22 protein-coding genes are annotated in these 20746 nt (G+C 71.8%); 12 read left to right on the forward strand and 10 right to left on the reverse strand.

The window, feature by feature from the left end:
- Window positions 1-63: 63 nt before the first annotated feature.
- Entirely contained in the window at window positions 64-1422 is a 1359-nt protein-coding gene (locus tag ACGFK0_RS06205; RefSeq protein WP_392900955.1) for a cytochrome P450, read from the forward strand.
- Window positions 1419-2222, forward strand: a complete 804-nt coding sequence (locus ACGFK0_RS06210; RefSeq protein ID WP_392900958.1) for an SDR family oxidoreductase — start codon at window positions 1419-1421, stop codon at window positions 2220-2222. Before ACGFK0_RS06205 ends, ACGFK0_RS06210 begins: the two co-directional genes overlap by 4 nt.
- Before the next feature lie 70 nt (window positions 2223-2292).
- Here the strand turns inward: ACGFK0_RS06210 and ACGFK0_RS06215 are convergent, their stop codons facing one another.
- The gene (locus tag ACGFK0_RS06215) at window positions 2293-3147 is read right to left on the reverse strand and encodes an oxygenase MpaB family protein (RefSeq protein ID WP_392900961.1); all 855 of its coding nucleotides are present in this window, start codon (window positions 3145-3147) and stop codon (window positions 2293-2295) included.
- A gap of 104 nt (window positions 3148-3251) precedes the next feature.
- Between ACGFK0_RS06215 and ACGFK0_RS06220 the strand changes: the two genes are divergently transcribed.
- Window positions 3252-3896: a TetR/AcrR family transcriptional regulator gene (locus ACGFK0_RS06220; protein WP_392900964.1), complete on the forward strand. Its 645-nt coding sequence runs from the start codon at window positions 3252-3254 to the stop codon at window positions 3894-3896.
- A 99-nt stretch (window positions 3897-3995) separates the two neighbouring features.
- Window positions 3996-5513 (forward strand): carboxylesterase/lipase family protein, encoded by a 1518-nt coding sequence (locus tag ACGFK0_RS06225; protein ID WP_392900967.1) that lies wholly within the window; start codon window positions 3996-3998, stop codon window positions 5511-5513.
- A gap of 15 nt (window positions 5514-5528) precedes the next feature.
- On the opposite strand, the gene ACGFK0_RS06230 is transcribed toward ACGFK0_RS06225, so the two are convergent.
- Both ACGFK0_RS06230 and hisN read right to left on the reverse strand, forming a co-directional pair.
- Complete coding sequence (locus tag ACGFK0_RS06230; protein WP_131882944.1) at window positions 5529-5720, reverse strand: hypothetical protein; 192 nt, start codon at window positions 5718-5720, stop codon at window positions 5529-5531.
- A gap of 145 nt (window positions 5721-5865) precedes the next feature.
- Window positions 5866-6669, reverse strand: a complete 804-nt coding sequence (gene hisN / locus ACGFK0_RS06235) for a histidinol-phosphatase (RefSeq protein WP_392900972.1) — start codon at window positions 6667-6669, stop codon at window positions 5866-5868.
- A 135-nt stretch (window positions 6670-6804) separates the two neighbouring features.
- Between hisN and ACGFK0_RS06240 the strand changes: the two genes are divergently transcribed.
- Window positions 6805-7656 (forward strand): hypothetical protein, encoded by an 852-nt coding sequence (locus ACGFK0_RS06240; protein WP_392900976.1) that lies wholly within the window; start codon window positions 6805-6807, stop codon window positions 7654-7656.
- A gap of 267 nt (window positions 7657-7923) precedes the next feature.
- Here the strand turns inward: ACGFK0_RS06240 and ACGFK0_RS06245 are convergent, their stop codons facing one another.
- The 6 genes from ACGFK0_RS06245 to ACGFK0_RS06270 all read right to left on the reverse strand — a co-directional run bounded on the left by ACGFK0_RS06245 (window position 7924) and on the right by ACGFK0_RS06270 (window position 13063).
- Window positions 7924-8256, reverse strand: coding sequence for a protein kinase (locus ACGFK0_RS06245; protein WP_392900979.1), 333 nt, complete (start codon window positions 8254-8256; stop codon window positions 7924-7926).
- A 53-nt stretch (window positions 8257-8309) separates the two neighbouring features.
- Window positions 8310-9299 carry a ribosome small subunit-dependent GTPase A gene (rsgA, locus tag ACGFK0_RS06250; RefSeq protein ID WP_392900982.1) on the reverse strand — a complete coding sequence of 330 codons (990 nt, stop codon included), beginning with the start codon at window positions 9297-9299 and terminating at the stop codon, window positions 8310-8312.
- A 58-nt stretch (window positions 9300-9357) separates the two neighbouring features.
- Window positions 9358-10629 (reverse strand): 3-phosphoshikimate 1-carboxyvinyltransferase, encoded by a 1272-nt coding sequence (aroA, locus tag ACGFK0_RS06255; RefSeq protein WP_392900985.1) that lies wholly within the window; start codon window positions 10627-10629, stop codon window positions 9358-9360.
- Between the two features lie 98 nt (window positions 10630-10727).
- Entirely contained in the window at window positions 10728-11447 is a 720-nt protein-coding gene (locus ACGFK0_RS06260) for a hypothetical protein (protein WP_392900988.1), read from the reverse strand.
- The gene (locus ACGFK0_RS06265; RefSeq protein WP_392900991.1) at window positions 11444-12037 is read right to left on the reverse strand and encodes a sigma-70 family RNA polymerase sigma factor; all 594 of its coding nucleotides are present in this window, start codon (window positions 12035-12037) and stop codon (window positions 11444-11446) included. The genes ACGFK0_RS06260 and ACGFK0_RS06265 overlap by 4 nt, the downstream gene beginning before the upstream one ends.
- A 126-nt stretch (window positions 12038-12163) precedes the next feature.
- Window positions 12164-13063, reverse strand: coding sequence for a DoxX family membrane protein (locus ACGFK0_RS06270; RefSeq protein WP_392900995.1), 900 nt, complete (start codon window positions 13061-13063; stop codon window positions 12164-12166).
- Between ACGFK0_RS06270 and ACGFK0_RS06275 the strand changes: the two genes are divergently transcribed.
- Both ACGFK0_RS06275 and ACGFK0_RS06280 read left to right on the forward strand, forming a co-directional pair.
- On the forward strand, window positions 13062-13913 hold the full coding sequence (locus ACGFK0_RS06275; RefSeq protein ID WP_392900997.1) for an SOS response-associated peptidase: 852 nt from the start codon (window positions 13062-13064) through the stop codon (window positions 13911-13913). The genes ACGFK0_RS06270 and ACGFK0_RS06275 overlap by 2 nt on opposite strands.
- 75 nt (window positions 13914-13988) lie before the next feature.
- Window positions 13989-14318, forward strand: a complete 330-nt coding sequence (locus tag ACGFK0_RS06280; protein ID WP_392900999.1) for a TraR/DksA family transcriptional regulator — start codon at window positions 13989-13991, stop codon at window positions 14316-14318.
- Between the two features lie 36 nt (window positions 14319-14354).
- Here the strand turns inward: ACGFK0_RS06280 and ACGFK0_RS06285 are convergent, their stop codons facing one another.
- On the reverse strand, window positions 14355-15146 hold the full coding sequence (locus ACGFK0_RS06285; protein ID WP_392901001.1) for a class I SAM-dependent methyltransferase: 792 nt from the start codon (window positions 15144-15146) through the stop codon (window positions 14355-14357).
- Between the two features lie 335 nt (window positions 15147-15481).
- Between ACGFK0_RS06285 and ACGFK0_RS06290 the strand changes: the two genes are divergently transcribed.
- The 5 genes from ACGFK0_RS06290 to ACGFK0_RS06310 all read left to right on the forward strand — a co-directional run bounded on the left by ACGFK0_RS06290 (window position 15482) and on the right by ACGFK0_RS06310 (window position 20743).
- Complete coding sequence (locus tag ACGFK0_RS06290; protein WP_392901443.1) at window positions 15482-16087, forward strand: sigma-70 family RNA polymerase sigma factor; 606 nt, start codon at window positions 15482-15484, stop codon at window positions 16085-16087.
- A gap of 89 nt (window positions 16088-16176) precedes the next feature.
- Window positions 16177-16473 carry a mycothiol system anti-sigma-R factor gene (gene rsrA, locus ACGFK0_RS06295; protein WP_392901003.1) on the forward strand — a complete coding sequence of 99 codons (297 nt, stop codon included), beginning with the start codon at window positions 16177-16179 and terminating at the stop codon, window positions 16471-16473.
- Window positions 16474-16550: 77 nt separating this feature from the next.
- Window positions 16551-17471, forward strand: coding sequence for an NAD-dependent epimerase/dehydratase family protein (locus ACGFK0_RS06300; RefSeq protein ID WP_392901005.1), 921 nt, complete (start codon window positions 16551-16553; stop codon window positions 17469-17471).
- Between the two features lie 580 nt (window positions 17472-18051).
- Entirely contained in the window at window positions 18052-19398 is a 1347-nt protein-coding gene (locus ACGFK0_RS06305; protein ID WP_392901007.1) for an HD-GYP domain-containing protein, read from the forward strand.
- 10 nt (window positions 19399-19408) lie between these two features.
- Window positions 19409-20743 (forward strand): HD-GYP domain-containing protein, encoded by a 1335-nt coding sequence (locus ACGFK0_RS06310; RefSeq protein ID WP_392901009.1) that lies wholly within the window; start codon window positions 19409-19411, stop codon window positions 20741-20743.
- Window positions 20744-20746: the final 3 nt, after the last annotated feature.

The raw sequence follows: 20746 nt of genomic DNA on the forward strand, positions 1-20746 counted from the left end.
GTCCCCTACGTTAGAACAAAGCAACAGTTTTGGGTTTTTTGTTGCACAGGTTCCGGAGGGGTCATGACGAGCGTCCTCGCGCCGCCGCCGCAGGGCAGCGGCCTGAAGCCGGTCCCCGGCGTGCCCGGCATCCCGTACATCGGCAGCACCCTCGCGGTGATGCGCGACCCGATCGGGATGGCCCGCAAACGCTACGACCAGTACGGCGCCGTCGCCTGGGGATGGCTGCTCGGGCAGCGGACCGTCACCGTCCAGGGCCCCGAGGCCGCCCAGGCCGTCCTGGTCAACCGCGACAAGGCGTTCGCGAACGGGCCGGCGTGGAGCTACTTCATCGGGCCGTTCTTCACGCGCGGCATCATGCTCCTGGACTTCGAGGAGCACCTGCACCACCGCCGCATCATGCAGGAGGCCTTCACCCGCCCCCGGCTCCAGGCCTACATGGAGGCGATGGCGCCCGGCATCATCAAGGGCGTCGAGTCGTGGGAGCCCGGCGAGGGCTTCAAGGTGTACGACCACATCAAGCAGCTCACCCTCGACCTCGCCGTGGACGTCTTCATGGGCGTCGAACTCGACGATGCCGAGCGCGCGCGGGTCAACGGCGCGTTCATCGACGCCGTCCGGGCGGGGACGGCCTACGTCCGCTTCCCCGTCCCCGGGCTGCGCTGGCACCGCGGCCTGCAGGCCCGCAAGGTGCTGGAGGAGTTCTTCTACCGGCACCTGCCCGCCAAGCGCCGCGACGGGGGCGACGACCTGTTCGCCGCGCTCTGCCAGGCCGAGACCGACGACGGTGAGCGGTTCACCGACGAGGACGTCGTCAACCACATGATCTTCGCGTTGATGGCGGCGCACGACACGACCACCATCACGATGACCTCGATGGCGTACTACCTGGCCAAGTACCCCGAATGGCAGGAGCGGCTGCGCGAGGAGTCCCTCGGCCTCGGCAAGGCGCAGCCCGGCTACGACGACCTCGACCACTTCACCGGCATCGACATGGTGATGAAGGAGTCGCTGCGCATGGTCCCGCCGGTCCCGGCGCTGCCGCGCAGGGTCGTCAAGGACACCTCCATCCTCGGCTTCCACATCCCGGCCGGATCCCTCGTCGTCGTGCCGATGCTCAGCAACCACCACATGGCCGAATGGTGGTCCGACCCGGACGCCTTCGACCCGGGGCGCTTCTCCGCCGAGCGCCGCGAGGACAAGGTCCACAAGTACGCGTGGTCGCCGTTCGGCGGGGGCGCGCACAAGTGCATCGGCATGTACTTCGCCGGGATGCAGGTCAGGACGATCCTGCACCAGGTGCTGCAGAGGTACCGCTGGAGCGTTCCCGCCCGGTACGAGTGGCCGCTGGACACCACGTCCCTGCCGTCGCCGAAGGACGGCCTCCCCGTCCGGCTGGACCGTCTGGAGCAGAACCGATGAGCACGGTCGTCGCGATCACCGGAGCGGCGCGGGGGATCGGCCTCGCCACCGCCCGCGCCCTCAAGGCGAAGGGCGCCACCGTCGTCATCGGCGACATCGACGAGACCGCCGTCAAGGAGGCCGCGGAGTCGCTCGGCGTCACCGGCCTGACCCTGGACGTGACGTCCCGCGCGTCGTTCACCGCGTTCCTGGACGCGGCCGAGGAGGCCGCCGGACGGCTCGACGTCGTCATCAACAACGCCGGGATCATGCCGATCGGCCCGGTCACCGCGGAGAGCGACGCCGACGCCCGCCGCTGCCTCGACATCAACGTGCACGGCGTCATGCTCGGCACCAGGCTCGCCCTCGACCGGATGCTGCCGCGCGGCGCGGGCCACGTCGTCAACATGGCGTCGGTGGCCGGGATCATGTACACCCCCGGCCTCGCGCTCTACAACGCCAGCAAGGCCGCCGTCATCGCGTTCACGGAGGCGACCCGGCTGGAGGTCCAGGACCGGGGCGTGCACGTCAGCGCCGTCCTTCCGACGTTCACCAACACCGAGCTGGTCGCCGGGACGCGCAGCCCGAAGGGGCAGCGGAACTGCGAGCCCGAGGACATCGCCGCCGTCGTCGTCGAGCTGATCGGCAAGCCGCGCCCGCAGGCCGTCGTCCCGAAGAAGCTCGGCAGGCAGGTCAGGCTGAGCGGCCTGCTCCCCGACCGGCTGAGGCAGGCGGTCACCCGCCGCCTGGGCCTGGACAAGATCTTCCTGGACTACGACGAGAACGCGCGGAAGGCCTACGACGCCCGAATCCGCTCCTGACCCCGTGCCGCACGCCGACTTGCGGCGTGTTGCCCCCATGGAGCAGTCCAGGAGGGCAACACGCCGCAGGTCAACGACGGCGGCGGGCCTTGCGGAAGGCCCGGCGGGCCTGCGGGACGTAGCGGACGGACTCCGGCAGCAGCGGCCACACGCGGTTCCCGGCGCGGACGGCCGCGGTGAACCGCCGGTAGCGGCGCTCGTCGGCGTCGCTCCACGGCAGGCCGAGCAGCTCGCGCATCCGCGGGTGCAGGCCGCCGACCGTGATGAACCGGGCGACGGCGTTCAGCGGCGGCGACACCGCGCGCCACACCGGCGCCGGCACCTTCGGCGGCGCGGGCAGCCCCTTGGTGACGTAGCCGACGCCGTACCGGGCGGTCTTGTGCGCGACGATCTCCTCGTCGAGCATCCGCTTCCAGTACGCCTGGAACGCCTCCCAGTCCTCCGGCATCGCCCTGTCGCTGACCCCGTACATCCGGAACCAGACCTTGGACTCGTCGTATATGCGGCGCTTCTCCGCCTCACCGAGGGGCCTGATGAACGTCTCGATGCCGTACAGCATGTTGTCGAGGAAGGTGGCGTGCGCCCAGTAGTAGGTCTCGGGATCGAGCGCGTGGTAGCGGGTGCCGTCCGGCATCGTCCCCTTGATGTCGCGGTGGTAGTCGCGGACGTGCCGGCCCGTCTCCGCGGACCGCTCCGCGCCGTACACCGTGTTCAGGATCGGGCCGGCGGACCGCTTCACCCGCGCGAACGTCTCGGAGAAGAACACCGAGTGGTCGAGGACGCCCTGGCCGAGCGCGGGGAGCATGTTCTGCAGCACGGCCGCCCGGGGACCGACGAGGACCATCCGGGTGTCGCCGAAGTAGCGCCAGGTCAGCGATCCGGGCCCGAGCGGGGCAGGGGGCTGCGACTCGGCCTGTTCCGTCATGTGCACCGCCGGAGGTCGAAGACAGAAGTACAGAACAACAGTTATTGTAACTGTGTCGCACTCGATGTCATGAGTCGGGTGCCCGACCCGGTTAGGGTGCGGCTATGACCTTGCGCGCGACCACCCGCGTGACCACCGCCGACGGGCTGCGGGCCCGGCTGGCCACACCCGAGACCGACGCCGACGGCCTCGACACCCGCATCCTGGACGCCGCGCTCACGGAGTTCGAGACCTACGGGCTGCGCCGGGTCAGCGTCGAGGACGTCGCCAAACGGGCCGGGGTCGCGCGCACCACCATCTACCGGCGCTTCACCAACAAGGAGCAACTGCTCCAGGCCGTGATCCTGCGCGAGTGCCGCCGGTTCCTCACCGCGATCGCGGAGGCCACCGAGGACCTCGACTCCCCCGAAGACGCCATCGTGGAGGGGTTCGTGGTCGGGCTGCAGAGCGCCCGCACGCACCCGCTGATGACGCGCGTCCTGGAGAGCGAGCCCGAGGCGTTCCTGCCGCAGCTCAGCATGAACGGCGGCGCGGTGATGCTCGCCGCCCGCGACATCCTCGCCGACCGGCTGCGCCGCGCCCGTCCCGGCGACGCGGGGGACCACGGCACCGTCGCCGAAGTGCTGCTGCGGCTGGCGTTCTCGCTGCTGCTCGTCCCCGGCGGCGGGCTCGCGCTGGACGACGACGACGCCATCCGCGCGTTCGCCCGCGACTACCTCACCCGCATGCTGCGCCCGGGCAAGGGGTGACTTCAGGGCTGGAGGACGGTGTTCCGTGATCTCCGGCCGTCCCGTACGCTCTGGTCTATTGCTGGTCTATTGAACTTTGTTCTAGAACCGGAGGCGCGCATGGATGCGGTCGTTCAGACGTCCTACGGGAAGGTCCGCGGCACGACACGGGACGGCGTCACCGCCTTCCTCGGCATCCCCTACGCCGCGCCCCCGTTCGGGCCGAACCGCTTCCAGGCGCCCCGCCCGCCGGAGCCGTGGGACGGCGTCCGCGACACAGTCGAGTACGGGCCGACCGCGCCCAAGCCCGGCTACCCCAAGCCGTACGACGCGCTCCTGCCCGACCCCGAGATCCCCGGGGAGGACTGCCTCAATCTCAACGTCTGGACGCCCTACAGGGGGGTCGCAGGAGGGTCCTCGCTCAATGACCCGACGCCGGAGCCGGGCGGCCCCGGGCTTCCGGTGATGGTGTGGGTTCACGGCGGCGCCTTCCGCAACGGCTCCGGGGCCGTGCCGGTCTACAGCGGCCGCAACTTCGCCCGCGACGGCGTCGTCTGCGTGACGTTCAACTACCGGCTCGGCGTCGAGGGCTTCGCGAACCTGCCCGGCGCGCCCCTCAACCGGGGGCTGCTCGACCAGATCGCCGCGCTGGAGTGGGTCCGCGACAACATCGCCGGCTTCGGCGGCGACCCGGGCCGCGTCACGGTCTTCGGCGAATCCGCCGGCGGGATGAGCGTGACCACCCTGCTCTCCCTCGACCTCGGGCTCTTCGGCCGCGCGATCGCGCAGAGCGGCGCGGGCGCCATCGCCCAGGACCCGGCCGACGCCATGCTCGTCACCGCGGAGATGGCCGCCCGGCTCGGCGTGGAGCCCACCGCCGAGGCGTTCGCGGCGCTCGACCCGGCCACGATCATGCCCGTCCAGTCCGCCGTCGCCGCCGAGGTCTCCATGCTGCCCGACCCGGGCCGCTGGGGCGCCACCACCGCCGCGGGGGGCATGTCACTGACCCCGATCCTGGACGGTGAGCTGCTGACCCGGCGCCCCGAGGACGCCATCGCGGCCGGCGCCGGACGGGACGTGGACCTGCTCATCGGCTACACGTCCGAGGAGTTCCGGTTCTTCCTGATGCCGACCGGCCTCGCCGGCGACCTCACCGACGACCTGGCGGGCGCCATCGCCGCGGGCATGGGCGTTCCGGCGGGCCTGCCCGCCGCCTACCGCGACCGCCACCCGGACATGACGCCCGGCGAGCTGATGGCGACGATCATCACCGACCACCTGTTCCGCATCCCCGCCAACCGCGCCGCGGCCGGGCACGCCGCGTCCGGCGGCACCGGCGGGACGTGGATGTACGAGTTCGCGTGGCGGTCGCCCGTGCACGACCTGGGCGCCTGCCACGCGCTCGAACTCGGCTTCGTCTTCGACAACCTGAGCAGCGAGACCGAGGGCCTGGCGGGGCCGAACCCGCCGCAGGCCCTCGCCGACCGCATGCACCGCGCCTGGACGGACTTCGCCGTGCACGGCGACCCGGGCTGGCGGCGGTTCGACCCGTCCACCCGCGCGGTCCACGTCTTCGACGGCCCCGCCGACGAGATCGTCGACGACCCCGGCGGCGACGACCGCAAACTCTGGGACTAGCGGTCCGCGGTCAGGTCAGCTGCCGAGGCGCTTGCGGCCCTGCGCGCGCACACGCTTGCGCTGGGACGGGTCGAGCATCATGTAGCCGACCAGCGGCGTCCCGAGGACGCCGAGGATGATCAGCGCGGTCAGCCACCAGGGAAAGATGAACAGGGTCAGGAAGCCGACGACGACGCCGCCGATCACGAACTTTGTCTGGGTCGACATCTGGTACCTCCGTTGACTGGCCGCCCTACCTTCTACAACGGCCACCCGGCGACCGCTGTTCCACGATATGTCGCGAGTCTGCCCTATGGCCATAGTGAACCGTTCCCGCAGGCGGCACGTTCCATGGGACCGGAGGCGCCGCCGATCAGATGCGCAGGGAGAGCTGGCCGCCGCCCAGGGTGCGCAGAACCTCGGCGTGCAGCCTGCCGTTGGTGCACACGACGCTGCCGCCGTCCGGTCCGGGGACGCCGGACAGGTCGGTGAACATTCCGCCGGCCTCCTCCACGATGACCTGGAGCGCGGCGAGATCCCACAGCGACACCTCGGGCTCGGCGGACACGTCGATCGCGCCTTCGGCGACCATCATGTGGGACCAGAAGTCGCCGAACGCCCTGGTCCGCCACACCGACCGGGTCAGGTCGAGGAACCGGTCGAGGCGACCCTGCTCCTCCCACCCGCCGAGGCTGGAGAACGACAGCGACGCGTCCGACAGGTCCGTGACCGACGACACGTTCATCCGGGTCGCGCGGGTGAGGCTGCGTCCCGTCCAGGCGCCGCCGCCCCTCGCGCCCCACCAGCGCCGGTTCAGAGCCGGCGCCGACACCACCCCGACGACGATCTCGTCGTTCTCCATCAGCGCGATCAGCGTCGCCCACACCGGGACGCCCCGCACGAAGTTCTTCGTCGCGTCGATCGGGTCGATGATCCAGCAGCGGTTGCCGTAGCCGGTCTTGCCGTACTCCTCGCCGAGCACCGCGTCCCGCGGGCGGGCCCGCTTCAGGGTGCCGCGGATCTGCTCCTCCACGCTGCGGTCGGCGTCGCTGACCGGTGTCAGGTCCGGCTTGGTCTCGATGGCGAGATCGAGAGCGCGAAAACGCCTGGTCGTGATGTCGTCGGCCCCGTCCGCCAGCACATGCGCGAGACGCAGGTCATCGGAATAGCCCGCCACGGCGAGCAACGCTACCCTGATCACGGGTGGTACAGACACACCTACCCGGGCTGTTCCGGCTTTTCGGTCGTCCGGGTGTGGCGCGCCGATGCCGAAGTGGCCCGCTGCGCGGGCGCGGTGGTGCAGCATGGGGCCATGGCGCACGACCTTCCCGCATGGGTGGCCGAGCTGACCGACCCACGCCGGGCGGCGACGCTCGACGAGCTCGCCGACCGCCTCGTCCCACTGGCCGAGCACGCCATCGACGTGTCCCGTCGATTGCAGGCGCAGCTCAACGAGCTCAACGACCCGTTCAAACGCGAGGCCCTCTACGGGCGGGTGGAACGGTTGAAGGCCCGCGCGGGCGAGGCGCTGGACGAGATCACGGCGGAGATCGCCGCCTCCGGCGAGGAGCGCATCGAGCGCGTCTGGGCGGACTGGGCCGAGCGGGCCGGGCCGGGCGGGCACGGCGAGCGGGAGCGTGAGCTGCGCCGCAGGCTGGACCGCGACATCGTCCCGGTGCTGTTCAAGCAGCAGCAGGACGTCGCGGAGCGGGTCGCGGAGCGCACCTCCGGGGCGCTGGAGGAGGCGACGCAGACGCTCCTGACCCGGGTGGAGGAACTGGCCAAGGCGGTCACCGACCTGATCCACGACGTGCTGCCGCTGGCCCGGGAGGGCCTGACGCTCGCCAGCCGCATCTCGACCCTGTCGGGTCACGCGCGCAAGGCGGGACGGGGGCCGGTTCCGGACGAGCTGAAGGAGGCCGGGGCGGAGACGGCCCGGGCGTTCGACGAGGCCGTCGCGCGGCTGGAGCTGGAGTGGGCGGCGCTCGGCGCACGGTCCGCGAGCGTCCGGGCGGCGCTGCGCGGGGCGGAGGAGAGCGCGTTCAGCCGCGTCACCGAGGAGATGACCCGGTGCGTGGAGGATCTCGCGCCCGAGCACGTCAGGGCGCTGAACGAGGCCGAGACCAGGGCCAGGAGCCTGTTCGACGAGCCCTTGAAGGGCTAGAGAGCCTCGGAGGAGGCGGAGCAGGGCTTCCGCGGTCGTGGGTGTGGTCGCGTCGCGGGCGCGTCACGGTTTCCACAACGACTTGAGGAACGTCTCGTAGTAGTCCCGTCGTCCTTCCAGCCCTCGGGGACGGCCGCGACGAAGGCCGAACCCCGGTACAGGGGAGGCAGCAGCACGTTCCCCGGCTTGACGTCGCGGTGGACGACCTCCGCGGCGTGCGCGGCGCTCAGCGCGTCCAGCAGATCCAGGCCGATCGCCGCGACCCGGTCAGGCGGCAGCGGCCTCTCCCCGCGCGACGACGGCGTCGAGGGCCTCCGCACGGACGAACTGCATCACGATCCAGGGCCGGCCGCCCTCCTCCACGACGTCGTGCACCGTCACGATGCCGTGATGGTCGAGCCGCGCCGCCGACCTGGCCTCCCGGAACGTCCGCGCGTACGTCCGCTCGACCTGCGCGTCGTCCAGGCCCTGCGGCAGCGACACCTCCTTGACCGCCACCTCGCGGCCGAGCGTGCGGTCGCGTGCCCGCCACACGGCGCCCATCCCGCCGCGGCCGAGCACCTCGATCAGCTCGTAGCGCCCCGCGATCAACTGGACCATGGGGGAAGACGATACCGACGCGAGGCGGGCGCGTCGCCCGGTATCCGGGGCCGCTACTCCGGCTCCCCCTCGCGGCTGGCGAGCAGCCGCCGCAGCGACTCCAGCCGGGTCCGGCTGGCGCGCCCGTCGAAGACCCAGCCGTCCAGCCCGCAGCTCTCCTGGAGGTGATCACACAGCGGGGGGCAGCGCTCGGCGGCGCCCTCCGCGAGGTCCTCGAACGCGTTGATCACGTTCTCGGGTTCGACGTGCGCGAGACCGAAGCTCCGCACGCCCGGGGTGTCGATGATCCAGCCGCCGCCGCCGGGCAGCTCCAGCGCGATCGCCGACGACGAGGTGTGCCGGCCTCGGCCGGTGACCGCGTTGACGTGGCTGACGGCCCGCTCGGCGTCCGGGACGAGCGCGTTCACCAGCGTCGACTTGCCGACGCCCGAATGCCCGACCAGCACGCTCGCCCGCCCGCTCAGGTGGCCGCGGAGCTCGTCGAGCTCACCGCCGCGCAGCACGCCGTGGTCGCCGTCGCGGCGCGTCACGACGTAGGGGACGCCGAGCGGCGCGTACTCGGCGACCAGGTCGCCGGCGTCGGCGAGGTCGGCCTTGGTGAGGCAGAGCAGCGGATCCATCCCGGCGTCGTAGGCGGCGACGAGCTGCCGGTCGATCATGCGGGGGCGGGGCTCGGGATCGGCCAGCGCCGTCACGATCACGAGCTGGTCGGCGTTCGCGACGACGATCCGCTCGAACGGATCGGAGTCGTCGGCGGTGCGGCGCAGCGACGACGTCCGCGGCTCGACGCGGACGATGCGGGCCAGGGTGTCCGGGGCGCCCGACACGTCGCCGACCAGGGCGACCCGGTCGCCCACGACGACGCCCTTGCGCCCCAGTTCGCGGGCGCGCATCGCCGTGACGCCGCGCTCATCGCCCGTGCCCTGCTCAACGATGCAGCGGTAGCGGCCCCGGTCCACCGCGATCACGAACCCGGGTGAGGCGTCCTCGTGCGCGGGACGGCGGCGGGTGCGCGGACGCGATCCGCGGCGACCGGGCCGCACCCGGACGTCGTCCTCGTCGTAGTCGTGCGTTCCTCGTGCCAGTGGTCCGTCCCTGCTGTCAGGCGGGCGCCAGCATCGACGCCCACGACTCCGTGAAGTCCGGAAGAGTTTTGCCCACGGTGCCCGGATTCTCCACCTCAATGCCGGGAACGGCCAGGCCGAGCAGCGCCGCCGCCATCACCATCCGGTGGTCGTCGTAGGTGTGGAAGACGCCGCCGTGCAGCGGCCGGGGGCGGATCTCCAGCCCGTCCGGCAGCTCCCGGACGTCGCCGCCCAGCCCGTTGATCTCGGTGACCAGGGCCGCGAGCCGGTCGGTCTCGTGGCCGCGCAGATGCGCGATGCCCGTCAGCCGGGACGGGGAGTCGGCCAGCGCTGTGAGGGCCGCGAGCACGGGCGTCAGCTCCCCGACGTCGTGCAGGTCGGCCTCCAGCCCGGAGAACCCGCCGGGACCGCGCACCGTCAGCCCGTCCGGCCCGGGGGACACCTGCGCGCCCATCGCGCCGAGCAGCCCGCGCAGCGCGTCCCCCGGCTGGGTGGTCTCGGCCGGCCAGCCGGGCACGGTGACGCGCCCGCCGGTGACCAGCGCCGCCCCGAGGAACTGCGCCGCGTTCGACAGGTCGGGCTCGATCACCCAGTCGGCGCCCCGGATCGGGCCGGGCGCCACCCGCCACAGATCCTTCTCCGCCTCGACCGCCACGCCCGCCTGCCGCATCATGCGGACGGTCATCTCCACATGCGGCGCCGACGGCACCGGCGGGCCGTCGTGCCTGACCTCCACGCCCTTCTCGAAACGCGGCGCGGCCAGCAGCAGCCCCGAAACGAACTGGGACGACCCCGACGCGTCGATCGTGACCGGCCCGCCGTTCAGCGACCCCGTCCCGCGCACCGTGAACGGCAGCGTGCCGCGCCCGCCGTCGTCGATGCCGGCGCCGAGCGCCCGGAGCGCGGCGACGATCGGGCCCATCGGCCGCTCCCGGGCCCGCGGATCACCGTCGACGGACACCTCACCGGACGCGAGCGCGGCGACGGGCGGCAGGAACCGCATCACCGTCCCGGCCAGGCCCACGTCCACCCGCGCCGGACCCGTCAGCTCACCGGGCCGCACCCGCCAGCCGCCGGAGTCCTCGTCGATTCCCACGCCGAGCGCGCGGAGCGCCCCCGCCATCAGCTCGGTGTCGCGGCTCCGCAGCGGCCCCGCGATGCGCGCCGGCGCCTCGGCGAGTGCGGCCAGGATCAGCGCCCGGTTCGTCATCGACTTCGAACCGGGCAGCGACACGGTCGCGTCGACCGGGGCATGGGCGACCGGGGCGGTCCAGTGCGGAGTGGGCATGACCCAAGGTTATCGGGCCTTGGGACGATCGGGCCGGGCCGCTCAGGCAGCGCGTCCCAGCCACGGCGCCTCGGGCAGCGTGCCTCAGGCAGCGCCGCTCACACGGGGATGGTCAGCAGCGTCCCGCCGCTGTCGAGCCGAACCTCGAAGCGGCTGATCTCCTGGCGGGTGAGCCCCGTCCCGCCCTGCATGGTGAGCGGCTTCGGCTGGCCCGGCACGCCGTACCCCTTGTCCGGGACGCGCCACCCGGCGACGACGCTGCGTTCACCGTCCTGGGACACCGCCTCCAGGTGGCACCTCAGCGGGCCCTTGATGCCGCGCAACTCCAGGCTGACCTGCGTTCCCCAGCCCTTGTCCACCAGGCCGACCGTGCCGGACGCGCCCGTGCCGGCGTTCGTCGCCTGGAATTTCTCGCCGGTGATGGTCAGCGGCGGCGGCCGCCGGACGGTCCCGTCGTCGTTCAGCGCCGTCCCCACCCCGAGGCCGACGGCCAGCATCGCGGCCGCGGCCAAACCGCCCGCGGCGTACGCGCCGCGACGAAACCGGCGGTCCTCCTTCCGCCGGCGCCGCATCATGTCGATCACCGGCGCGGGAGGTCCGGACGGTTCGTTCCCACCTCCGTCCGGTCCGGTGCCGGTACCGCCCGCGTCCCCGCCCCCGAGTGCCGACAGGACCCCGGCCGTCCCGGACATCTCGGTCAGTTCGGCTTGGCACATCCCGCACTCGCGAAGATGGGCCTCGAACGCCCGCCGATCGCCGTCTTCGAGAAGGCCCAGCGCGTACGCACCGACATCGGTGTGCTCGACCTGCGAACTCATGAGGTCACCCCCCTCTCCTCCAAGGCGACGCGCAAGGCGCGCAGCGCGTAGTACACGCGGGACTTGACCGTCCCCACGGGGATGCCGAGGTACTCGGCCGCCTGATTCACCGTACGGTCGCGAAGCACCGTCTCGGTCAGGGCCTGCCGGTGCGCCGGGGAGAGCGAGTCCAGAGCCTCGGTCACCACGACCTTGCGCAGCAGGCCGTCCATCTCGTCCGCCATCGGCAGGTTCTCCAGGGGGCCGTCGCCGACCTCCGGCGGCCTGACCTCGCGCTGCCGCCGGTTGTCGATCACGATACGCCTGGAGACCGTGGCCAGCCACGGCATCAGCGAGGACGTGCGGTCGTCGAGCCGGTCCGCACTGCGCCATGCCCGGATCATGGTCTCCTGTACCACGTCCTCGGCCCACTGGCGGTCACCGCCGGTCAGCCGCAGGACGAACGCGAGGAGGGGCCGATGGTACTCGCGGTAGAGCTCGGCGACGATCTCCTCGTCGCGTACGGCCGAAGCCGGTCGCGCCGTGCCGGGGCGGCGGAGCAGGCTCCGCAACCCGCCGGTCTGGCGACCGGTCGATCCGGGAACTGCCATGGCCGGGGCGTCTCCGTTGTGGGGGGATGGGTGGAGGTTGGAGGACGGTGGTCATGTGGCAGTACGAGACGGCCCCCGGCCGCGGTTCAACCCATTTGAGGTTCTTTTAAGGTTCTCTTCGGGAAGTCAGCGCTTGACCGCCTGCTTGACCTTCCCCGCCTGGACCGCCGTCCCCGACCTGACGGTCTTACCCGCCTTCATGGCCTTCGCCGCCTGCGTGGCCGTCCCCGCCTTGACCGTCTGCCCGGCGCGCGCCGCGCGCCCCGGCCTGGACGCCCTGCCCGCCTTGAACGCGCCGCCCGCCTTGATGCTCTTCATCGCGCCGCCCGCCTTGCCGGCCTTGGCGGCCTTGAGCATGCCGCCGGGCTGGGCGCCCTTGAGCGCGCCGCCGGCCTTGCCGGCCTTGAACGCGCCGCCCGGCTTGGCCGCCTTGGCGGCCTTCGTGGCCTTCGCGGTCTGCTTGGCGGACTTCCGCCCGCCCTCGGCGCGGGCGATGCGGACCTGCCGTGCGGCCTCCCGGCGGGCGTCCCGGAGCGTCGCGGCGGCCTCCCTGCGCAGCGCCTTGGCCTCGGCGCCGCTCTTGATCTGCGTCTCCCGCGCCGCGCGCCGCAGCTCCGCCATCCGCGGCGGCCGGCGCGGCTCGGTCGCCACCATGAGCAGCGCGCCGAACATGCCGGCGTTCTTCAGCAGGTGGGACCGCTCGCTGGCGCGGCGCTCGGGGTCGTCCTCGGTCCAGAACCGGTGCTCGGTCGCGAGCGCGGGTATCAGCTGCGCGGCGAGCAGCAGCGTGGTGAGCCGCCGGAACCTGCCGGTCAGCAGCAGGGCGCCGGTGCCGAGGCTGAGCGCGCCCTCCATGCGGACGAGGGTCTCGGGGTCCTTCGGCAGCCAGTCGATCCGGTCGGCCACCGGCTTGACCGCCGGGCCGACCCGCTCGGCGCGCTCGCGTGGGTCCCGGATGGAGTCCAGGCCGGTCATGATGTAGGGCGCCGCCACGAACGGGCGGGCCAGGGTCGTGAAGGGTCGCATGACCCGCTACATGCCCATCACGCCACGCCTCAAGCACGGCAGGATGGGACGCATGTGCGGACGCTATGCCACCACCCGTGCGCGTCAGGAGCTGCTGGACGAGTTCCAGGTGCAGCTCGACGCCGTCGACGGGGACATCCAGCCCGACTACAACGTCGCCCCGACGAAGCAGGTTCCGGTCGTCCTCGACCGGCGCCCGAAGGACGCGGCCGAGGAGGAGGCGGCCGTCCGGCAGTTGCGGACGGTGCGCTGGGGACTCGTCCCGTCCTGGGCCAAGGACCTGTCCATCGGCTCCCGCATGATCAACGCGCGGTTCGAGACGGTGCACGAGAAGCCGTCGTTCCGCCGTGCGTTCGCGCGGCGCCGCTGCCTCCTGCCGGCCGACGGCTACTTCGAGTGGTACACGCTCCAGGACCAGGGCGACTCGCCCGACCCGGCCGAGGGCGAGAAGAAGGCCAAGAAGAAGAAGCCGCAGAAGCAGCCCTTCTTCATCCACCCCAACGACGGCGCGATCATGGCCATGGCCGGCCTCTACGAGCTGTGGAAGTCTCCCGAGGACGAATGGCTCTGGACGTGCACGGTGATCACGACCGACGCGCCGGATGACCTCGGCCGGATCCACGACCGGATGCCGATGGTCGTCGAACCCGACCGCTGGGACGCCTGGCTCGACCCCGCACTGAATGACATCGAGCAGGTACGCGGCCTCCTGGTCCCCGCCATGGCCGGGACAATGGAGGCCTACCCGGTGTCCAAGGCGGTCAACAACGTGAGAAACAACGGGCCGGAACTCATAGAACCCTCGACTTCTGGGGATAGTTCTGGCAACCATTCCGACAGTTTGTTCTGACCGCTGTCGCCGCGGCGGCGGCCGGAGCGAGAGCCGTATCGCCCGGGCCCCCCACCGGGAGGAGTTCGCAACATCGTGGACACCGCCGCAGCCCGTTCCCGCCTCGAGGTGCTGCTCGAGGATCTGGACCGTTCCATCGCGATTCTCCGCGGGGAAAGCCCCGAGCGTGACAATTCCGCCGCGGACGCCGGTGCGGGCCTGACCGCCCACGACCGCGTGGAGGCGGCCCTGGACTCCCTCGAACGCCACCGCCGCGGCGTGCTCGCCGCCCTGGAGCGGATCGGCGCCGGCACCTACGGCCGGTGCCTCGGCTGCGGCCACCCCGTCCCCGAAGGCCGCCTGGAGGCCCGCCCCGACGCGGCCCGCTGCATCACCTGCCAATCCGCACACGACCGCAGGCGCTAGCCGTACTCGGTCACCTGGATGGCGGGCCGAGTACGGCTAGCTCCGGCGGGCGCTGGCCAGCAGGTGGATTCCCAGGGACTCGTCCGGGATCGGGGCGTTGAGCTCGGTGCGGACCAGGCGGGGGAGGGCGCGGGGCGACTCGGCCAGGACGTGTTCGACGGTCGAGGGGGACAGGACCGTGCGGGGTCTGATCCACTCGACGTCGAGGCCGGCGTCGGTGAGCAGTTCGCGGAGTTGGTGCACGGAGAACGAGCGGGTGATCGTGCCGTCCGGCCAGGGGATGAGGACGACCTCGGCGCTCGGGACGTCGGACAGGTGCGCCCAGTAGTTCCGTTCGGCCAGCAGGGCCATGCCCAGCGTCAGGGAGTCGACGCAGAGCAGGACGCGGCCGCCGGGGCGCAGGACGCGGGCGATCTCGGCGACCGTGGTCTCGGTGGCGAGATGGCGGGACAGCACGCGGTTCTCGGCGATCACGGCGTCCATGGAGCCGTCGGCGAGGAACGGGAGGGCGCCGGTGTCGCCGATCACCGGGATGGTGGTGCCCTTGGCGGACGGTGCGCCGCGGGGCGCGCTCCCCGGGAACCGGACGGGATCGCGGACCTCGAGGACGGTGTGGCGGGCCTCGGCGGCCTGGGCGGCGGAGTGGCCGTCCGAGATGTCCAGTACGTGGGACGGTGTGCGCGGCAGCCATCGCGTCAGCTGGGCGGAGGCGACCGCCCAGTAGAACGTCCAGTAGCGCGCGAGGGCGTCCCCCGCCCCGTCACCGGAGATGTCGCGCAGACTGGCGATGGTGGGCTCGGACGATCGCGCCGACGTCACCGGGTGCACGTTTGCTCCTGTTCTCGCCATGTATGTCACTACTTCCCCGTTCCGGGAGGCGTCACCCTCCGTGCGGGTCCGGGGCGGGACGCCCGTGATCGCCGCGTCCGCCCCGCGGGGAATCGGCGGCGCGGCTCCGGTGTTGCACCGTCTCACAACCCATTACGCGGAGGTGCACACCGATGACCACAGCCGTTGCCGATCAGCAGCGGAGAGCCGGGCCCGCGGCACCGCGCGGCGACGCGCAGGCCCCTGTACGCGTGGCCAGGCCGCGCGGACCGATATCGTCTGTGGGATACGACGCCGCCGGCCGAGCCGAGGCCAAGGGCGCCACAGCCGAGGGGGTGGGTCAGGTACAGGGCACCACGGAGACCGTGGAGCAGCGTCAGGAGCGGTTCGAGCGCGACGTGCTCCCGTTCTTGGACCAGCTGTATTCGGCCGCGCTGCGCATGACGCGCAATCCGGCGGACGCCGAGGATCTCGTCCAGGAGACGTTCGCCAAGGCCTTCGCGTCCTTCCACCAGTTCAGGGAAGGCACCAACCTCAAGGCGTGGCTCTACCGCATCCTGACCAACACGTTCATCAACAACTACCGCAAGAAGCAGCGCCAGCCGCAGCAGTCCGCCACCGAGGACATCGAGGACTGGCAGATCGCGCGCGCCGAGTCGCACACCTCCAGCGGGCTGAAGTCCGCCGAGGCCGAGGCGCTGGAGCACCTGCCCGACAGCGATGTGAAGCGGGCGCTGCAGGAGCTGCCCGAGGAGTTCCGGATCGCCGTCTACCTGGCCGACGTCGAGGGTTTCGCGTACAAGGAGATCGCCGAGATCATGGGCACGCCCATCGGCACGGTGATGTCCCGTCTGCACCGGGGCCGGCGCCAGCTGCGCGTGATGCTGGAGGACTACGCCGAGGACCGCGGTCTCACGAGGACGGGCGGAGGGTCCAAGTGAGCGGGAAACGCGCCTGCCGCGTACAGCGGAGCGAAACGCCCGACATCGCGCCGTGCCGCGACGCGGTGAACGAGAGGGGTGAGTGAGCCATGAGCTGTGGCAACCACCATGAGACCCCCTGTGACGAGGTACTGGCGCGGGTCTACACCTATCTTGACGGTGAGCTCGACCAGGGCGGCTGCGGCGAGGTGCGGCAGCACCTGGACGAGTGCGGACCGTGCCTGCGCGAGTACGGGCTCGAAGAGGCCGTCAAGAAGCTGGTGAACAAGTCCTGCGCCTGCGAGCAGGCTCCCACCGACCTGCGCGCGAAGGTGCTCGGCCGCATCGAGGAGATCTGCGGCGACATCAAGGCGTCCGGCGACGCCGAGAAGACCGAGAGCGCCTGACCGCCGCCTGACCGCGCCGGTCGGCCGGCCGCGGTCCCGGGCGGCCGCGTCGCACGTCCGCCGGTATCGTGCTGCGGGTGCTCGCACTCGTCACCGGCGCGGCCGGTTTCATCGGATCCCATCTGGTCGACCGGCTCCTCGCCGATGGCCATGAGGTCATCGGTGTGGACGACATGTCGTCCGGCGCCAACGCCCGTCCCGGGCTGGAGCTGTGGGAGATGGACGTCGGTGATCCGGGGCTCGTCGAGAAGGCCGCGGCGCGGCGGCCCGAGGTGATCTGCCACCTGGCCGCGCAGGTGAGCGTCCGCGCCAGCGTGGCGGACCCGCTGGGCGACGCGCGCACGAACGTGGTCGGGACGGCGAACGTGCTGGAGGCGGCGCGGGCGGCGGGCGGCCGCAAGGTGGTGTTCACGTCGAGCTGCGCGGTGTACGGGGTTCCGGACGCGCTGCCCGTCCCGGCGGACGCCGAGCTGCGGCCCGCGTCCCCGTACGCGGCGTCCAAGGTCTCCGGCGAGGTGTACGCGGGGATGTACAAGGCGCTGCACGGCGTCGACTTCACGACGCTGACGCTGGCGAACGTGTACGGGCCGAGGCAGACGCCCGAGGGCGAGGCCGGTGTCGTCTCGATCTTCACGGACGCGCTGCTGGCGGGCCGTCCCACCCGGGTCTATGGCGACGGGACGCAGACCCGCGACTACGTCTACGTGCTGGACGTGGTGGACGCGTTCGCCCGCGCGGCGGGGGAGCGCGGCGGCGGGCGCCGCCTCAATGTGGGCACCGGCGTGCAGACGGCCGACCGGGAGCTGCACACGCTGGTGGCGGAGGCGGCGGGCGCGCCGGACGACCCGGAGTTCGCGCCGCCCCGGCTGGGGGATCTGCCCGCCATGTCCGTCGACCCGCGGGCGACGCGGGAGGCGCTCGGCTGGGAGCCGAAGGTGGGTCTGCGGGAAGGGCTCGCCGACACGGTCGCGTGGGCACGAGAAAACGCCCCGGCTTGACGCAAAGCAGGGGCTTGGCCGTTTGTGACCAATTCCTGGCGATTATTGAGATCAGGCGGTGTGTGCACGTGCATTGTGACGTGCAGAGGGATTGTGCAATTACGTTGGGTGCATTCGCCGGAGATAATTGATCACTTAAGGTGACGATTGCTTCACGCCTTGCTCTCGTTTCCTCGCATGCCTGTGTGACCTGGGCAGTTCACGTTAGGCTTGTGCCGGAATCAGCGACGGGAGCACGTGCACGCCCGTGAATTCGGGGTATGTGCTCGCCGGGAAGCCTGGACCGGTCCGATCCGGTCCCGGTGGCCGGCCGCGAGGCCGGACGGCCCGGTTCGCGGGGGGAGGCAAGGAGCCATGCTCAAGCGCGTGATGCCGGTGGGACACGGCCGGCGTGAGAGCGCCTCGGCATCGTCGCTGATGATGCCCGAGGGCGTGTCCTGGGTGTAGGTGCCGGCAGGCACGCGTCAGCCCGGTGGCGGCCCGCCATTTCGTCACTGAACATCTTCATTCCCGGCAGACCGCACAGGCCACGCCTCTGCGGACGGGCGGACGAGGGTGTTCCCTCCCCGAGGGGGCGGCAATGCGTGGACTACCTCTCGCTGCCTGGGCGTACATCTGTGGTGTGGTCGCCCTCGCGGTCGGCCTCATCGCGACGTCGTCCTTCGCGGAGATCGACTGGGGCAAGCTGGCCGTCCTGGCCCTGCTGTTCCTGATCTGCGACTCCGCACCCGCACGCTTGAACGTCCCGCGCGCCAGGGTGTCGATGAGCTTCGCCGCGAGCCTGGCCTCGGTGGTGCTCCTCGGACCGGCCGGCGCGGCGCTGGTCGGCTTCTGCGCCGTGATCACCGGCCAGCGGTTCTTCGCCCCCGTCAAACGGATCTTCAACGGCGCGCAGCTCGCGCTCACCGGCTTCATCGCCGGGACGGTCTTCGACCTCCTCGGCGGTGACCGCTTCCACCCCGAGCAGGCCCGCTGGGTGGAGAACGTCATCGGGCCGTTCCTCGGCGCCCTCGTCACCTTCGTCCTCGTCAACCTGACGCTGATGGCCGGGGTGCTGCTGCTCAGCAGGCAGGCCACGCCGCGCGAGCTGCTGCACGAGAGCGGCCAGCTCGCCGTCGGCTGCCTCGGCTACGGCATGGTCGGCCTGCTGATCGCCGGGCTGTGGCCGCGGGTCGGGCCGTTCGCCGCCGTCCTGGTCCTGCTGCCGCTGTTCATCGCGCGCTGGGCGATGGACCAGGCGTACGTGCAGCAGCAGGCGCACTCGGCCACCCTCGCCGCGCTCTGCCAGGCCGTCGAGACCAAGGACTTCTACACCCGCGGCCACTCCGAGCGGGTCTCGCGCGGCTCGGTGATGATCGCCCAGGAGATCGGCATGCGGCCCGACCGCGTCGAGGCGATCCGCTACGCCGGGATGCTGCACGACGTCGGCAAGCTCGGCGTCCCCACCAAGGTGCTGCAGAAGGACGGGCCGATGACCGAGGAGGAGTTCGCCGCGATCCAGCTGCACCCGATGCGCGGGCTGGAGATCGTCCGGGAGATCGGGTTCCTGGACGAGGCGCTCGCCGGCATCATGCACCACCACGAGAAGATGAACGGGCGCGGCTACCCGATGGGGCTGGCCGGCGACGAGATCCCCGAGTTCGCCCGGGTCATCGCCGTCGCGGACGCGTTCGACTCGATGACCTCCACCCGCTCCTACCGGGCCGCCCGCAGCGTGGACGAGGCCGTGACGGAGCTGCGCCGCTGCATGGGCGACCACTTCGACCCGATGATCGTGGAGGCGTTCCTGCGGGCGCTCGAACGCGATCCGTGGGTGCCGCCCGGTCCGGTCGTCCTGCCCGACGACGATGTCGTGGAGACCACACGGCAGGACCACGACGACCCGAGCACGCCCCTGCGGGTCGCCGGCGACGAGGCGCGGCGGTGACGGGACGTCCATGAGCAGCCAGGGCCGCACCCGGGAACGGGCCACGTGGCAGACCATCGACTCCGGGCAGCTGCTGCTGATCGCCACCGCCGGGCTGTTCGTCATCGTCGCGATCACGCAGGTCGCGGCCGTCGGGCTGCGGCAGCCCAACGTCGCGATCATCTTCGGCGTGCTGATCTCGCTGGGCGAGCTGTTCCGCATGGTGATGCCGGGCAACCGGGAGGTCGCCCCCATCGCCAGTGCCGGCGCGATGGGCTACGCGCTGCTGGTCGGCGTCGGCCCCGAGGGCGCCCCGCCGGACGCGCCGCTCGGCGTCGTCGCCGCCGAGCACTCCGCGTTGCAGGTCGTGGCCGTCACCGCCGTGGGCATGCTGATCGGGTCGCTGCCGCACATCGCGGTGGGCCGGTCCCCGCGGCCGGACGCGATGGCGCGGCGGCTGTTCACGGTCTCGATCGTCGCGCTGTGCTTCCGGCCGATGCTGTCGCTCGACCTCGTCTGGCAGTTGCTGCTGGCGGTGATGGGCATCGTCGTGATCGCGTCCTGCTTCACCGACGTGCTGATCGCCGCGATGATCCGGGCGGAGGCCGTCCGGGCGCGGATCGGGATCGCGCTGCGGGACGAGATCGAGGCCAAGATGGCGCTGTGCGCCGCGACCAGCGCGACCGCCATGCTGATCGCGGTGGCGACGACCGCGATGGGAGAGGCCGCGCTGCTGATCTTCACGGTGCCGATCCTGGTGACGCAGTTCGCGTTCCGCCGGTACGCCGGGATCCGTGCCACGTACCTGCAGACCGTACGGGCGCTGTCGCGCGTCACCGAGGTCGGCGGCTACGTGGAGACGGGGCATTCGCGGCGCGTGTCGCGGCTCGCGGTGGCGATGGGACGCGAGCTCGGCATGTCCGAGGAGGAACTGCTCGAACTGGAGTACGCGGCGCTCATGCACGACATCGGCCAGCTGTCGCTCGGCGACCCGATCCCGGGCGGCGCGACCGTGCTGGCGTCCCCGGCCGAGCAGCGCCGCATCGCCGAACTCGGCGCCGAGGTGATCAAGCAGACCGGGGTCCTGGACCGGGTGGCGCACATCGTCCAGCTGTCCTCGCACCCCTACCGGACGGGACGCGAACCCGCCGGCGGTGACTCCGCCGACACGCGGCCCGTCCCGCCGCCGCTCGCGGGCCGCATCATCAAGGTCGCCAACGCCTACGACGACCTGGTGGGCGAGTCCCGCGACCGGGACAGGGGCGCCGCCGTCCTGGAGCGGCTGAGGCTCGACTCCGCCGCCGAGTACGACCCGACGGTCGTGGAGGCGCTCAGCCGGGTCGTGGACCGCCGTCCCCGCCCGTAGAGC

This window comes from Spirillospora sp. NPDC048823 (genome assembly GCF_043198445.1).
Classification (GTDB): domain Bacteria; phylum Actinomycetota; class Actinomycetes; order Streptosporangiales; family Streptosporangiaceae; genus Spirillospora.